Annotated in this window: 4 protein-coding genes; 3 read left to right on the plus strand and 1 reads right to left on the minus strand. The window is 51.9% G+C overall.

The features are described 5' to 3' along the window. Positions 1-540: DUF1203 domain-containing protein (locus tag ABJQ89_RS11340; protein WP_348496344.1), on the plus strand; the 540-nt coding region annotated here is incomplete at its 5' end. On the opposite strand, the gene ABJQ89_RS11345 is transcribed toward ABJQ89_RS11340, so the two are convergent. Continuing rightward, positions 537-1466, minus strand: a complete 930-nt coding sequence (locus tag ABJQ89_RS11345) for an ABC transporter ATP-binding protein (protein ID WP_348496345.1) — start codon at positions 1464-1466, stop codon at positions 537-539. The two genes, ABJQ89_RS11340 and ABJQ89_RS11345, sit on opposite strands and share 4 nt — an antisense overlap. Before the next feature lie 84 nt (positions 1467-1550). Here ABJQ89_RS11345 and ABJQ89_RS11350 point away from each other — a divergent pair, with 84 nt between their 5' ends. Both ABJQ89_RS11350 and ABJQ89_RS11355 read left to right on the plus strand, forming a co-directional pair. Then, positions 1551-1730, plus strand: a complete 180-nt coding sequence (locus ABJQ89_RS11350) for a zinc-finger domain-containing protein (RefSeq protein WP_348496346.1) — start codon at positions 1551-1553, stop codon at positions 1728-1730. A gap of 636 nt (positions 1731-2366) precedes the next feature. After that, positions 2367-3365 (plus strand): calcium-binding protein (locus ABJQ89_RS11355; RefSeq protein ID WP_348496347.1); only part of this gene is annotated, 999 nt, incomplete at its 3' end.

A 3365-nucleotide genomic window follows, 5' to 3' on the forward strand; every position in this document is an offset into this window, starting at 1 on the left:
CGCAGGAAACGGATCGCTTCGGAACATGTGCTGTTTCATCCTGAACGCGTAATTCAGGAGTATTTCACAATGACCCCAATCTTTTCCGGCATGCCCACCGTCGAAGCTCAAGCGTTTCGACAAGGTGCGAAAGATGTGTACGGCAATCCGCCAGAGCATCAAATTTCCAGCGGCGTTGGCGTGCCGTGCCGCCATTGTCTGAAAATCGTACCCAAGGGCGCTGGTGTGCTCGTCCTCGCCTATCGGCCCTTCGACGGCCTGCATCCTTATGCCGAGACAGGACCCATCTTTCTTTGCGCAGACTCCTGCGCGGCGCCTGAGCAAGATGTGCTGCCTGACGTGCTGACCGCCTCTCCACAATATTTAATCAAGGGCTACACAGAAGATCAGCGCATCAAATACGGTACAGGCGCTATCGTGCCAAAAGAAGAGGCGACAACGAAGATCAAAGAGCTGCTGCAACAGTCCGATTTAGCCTTTGTCGATATACGCTCTGCGAGCAACAACTGTTGGCTGATGCGCGCTCAGCGCCAAAGCTAGCGGCTGCGCGTCAGCTCAAGGAAAACATCTTCCAAATCGGCCTGTTCGGTGCGCACATCGCGGATGGTCACGCCAGCGCTGCGCACTGCTTCCAAAACGGCATCAGCGCTGGTTTTACTTGCGCTGTAGCTCAATCGCAGTGCACCGCGCGGATCGAGCGACACTTCAATACCTTCAGGTGCATCAAATACGCCAGCCGGTTGATCCGGCTCAATGATCATCGTTTTTTGGTCAATGCTCCCAAGGAGCGTCGCCGTGCTATCACGCGCAACCACTTGCCCGTGGTTGATGATCGCGATCTCGTCGCACATTTCTTCCGCTTCTTCGAGATAATGCGTCGTCAAAACAATCGTCATGCCTTGCTCATTCAGCTTACGCACATTTGCCCAAAGCATTTGACGCAGCTCAATATCAACACCAGCGGTTGGTTCATCCAGCACCAAAATATGCGGATGATGCACCAGCGCTTTTGCCAGCAACAATCGACGACGCATGCCGCCAGACAAAGTACGCGCATATGCGTTGGCCTTATCCGACAAACCAACCAATTCCAGAATCTCGTCAGACCGGCGCTGCGCCTTTGGCACGCCATAAAGGCCGGCCTGCACATCCAACGCTTCGCGTGGCGAAAAGAAAGGATCGAGGTTTAGTTCTTGTGGCATTACCCCGATAGATGCACGCGACTGACGTGGGTTCACATCTTGATCAAAGCCCCAGATCGATACGTTGCCAGACGTTTTCAGAACCAACCCCGCAAGAATGTTGATCATTGTCGACTTGCCCGCACCGTTCGGCCCAAGCAAACCAAAAATCGACCCGCTGGGAATACTCAGGTCAACACCGCGCAGCGCTTCTTTAGGCGCACTGCCTTTGGCGCCTGCATATGTCTTGTGTAGGTTTTCAATACGAATTGCGTCTTGTGTCACTGCTTGCTTACTCGCTCTTGCCGATTTGGGCTGCTTGGCTCATAACGCATCTAACGCGCCAACCAGATAAAGGGAACACACCCTATGACAACCCCTGTACCTGAGACCCGAATTGTCGATAGCTATCGCATTGCCTGCGACGGCGGCGAAGGTGCGCTTGGTCATCCCCGCGTTTGGCTTCAAATCCCGAATGATCTGGGTTTTGTGGAATGCCCCTATTGCGACGCGAAACTGATCCATAAAGATTTCGAAAGCAAAGTTTAACTTCCCAAGTTATCTAGATTAATGCAATTCCGAATTCGAGAATTAGACTTGGGCCGAATTGGATCGCTAAACCCATCGCAGATTCGGATGCCGACGCTTTTGAAGCATTGAACGCAACCGCTGCCAATGACACCGCAATAAACTCTTCGAATTGTGGCAACCACAACATCCATCTTGGATTTTGACGCCACAGAGGATGCGATTTTTGCTCAATATCACGCTAACAATTGCGGACATTTCGCTTGTTGAAGTGATATGCTCCGCTTCTTAAGTGAACACTGCCTAAATAGAACTAACGTGCAGAACTAAAGGCATTTTGCCCAAGTTCTTCAACTTGTCAAAGTCTGAGAAAATTAGCTGCAGACAGTGCCTAAGAAAGGCAAAATCTTTCGACTCGCGACAATGCCAGCCGCAAAATCTAACAGCTCTGAGCACCGCACACTTGGTTCAAGTAGTTAAATTTGGCCACATTTCAGGCAGATTGTTTCGCCGACCACCACTATGACGGGCATTTGATGTGATCGTCGCCGCGAAGGTGGTTAATTTCAACTTGCACTTGAGACTTAGCTTTCACTTCGCCATTGTTCGAAACATCTGCAGCTTATTGGCTGCATTAATTGTCTTGGGGGTCTGACAATGTTGATTTTACTTTCTCTTTTACCATTCGCAATTGGGTACGGCTTATACGAACTCTTCGACGGGAATAACTCGGGTGGGGGTGGTTCTTCTTCAGAAGACGAAACCGAAGACACCATGGAAACGGCATCAGGTGAGGGCGATCTCTTGGACGCACTCGATGAAGAAGACGACGATAGCGACGAGGAAGAAATCGAAGAAGAGGTCGAAGGCCTTGAACTCGAAGGCACGGAAGAAGCAGACACACTTTCTGGCGATCGTGGCGACGACCTTCTCACCGGACTAGAAGGTTCTGATTCCATCACGGGCGACGACGGCGACGACACGCTGCTTGGCGGCGACGGGGTAGATACGCTTATCGGCGGCTTTGGCAGCGATTCCATTCTTGGCGGCGAAGGTAATGATCAAATTCGTGGCAACGATGATGATGATCAACTGTTCGGCGAAGCTGGTGATGATAACATTGATGGATCCTTTGGCGATGACTCGCTTGTTGGCGGTGAAGGCAATGACACACTGATTGGCTTCAATGGCAGCGATACGCTCTTTGGCGACGAGGGTGATGACGTACTTCGCGGTGAACGCGGCCATGATCTTCTCTTTGGCGGTATTGGTGATGACTCCTTGCAAGGCGACTCAAGCAACGACACGCTACACGGCGAAGACGGCGAAGATACGCTCCTTGGCGGCGCTGGGATGGATTTGCTTAGCGGCGACGACGGCAATGACATGCTCGAAGGCGGCGAATGGGACGACTTCCTAGGCGGCGATGACGGAGATGATTCACTTGAAGGCGGCGATGGCGACGACGTTTTGTTGGGTAACATCGGCAATGACACGCTTATCGGTGGTGCCAACGAAGATTTGCTCATTGGTGACATTGGTGCAGACAGCTTGCTTGGCGGTGATGGAAACGACACTCTCATTGGAGCCGGCAACAATTGGACTGCGGAAATGGCCTTTGCCTTTGACGCACTCAGCGTCTCTCATCCGACTTTG

Source organism: Planktotalea sp., from assembly GCF_039984035.1.
GTDB lineage: Bacteria > Pseudomonadota > Alphaproteobacteria > Rhodobacterales > Rhodobacteraceae > Planktotalea.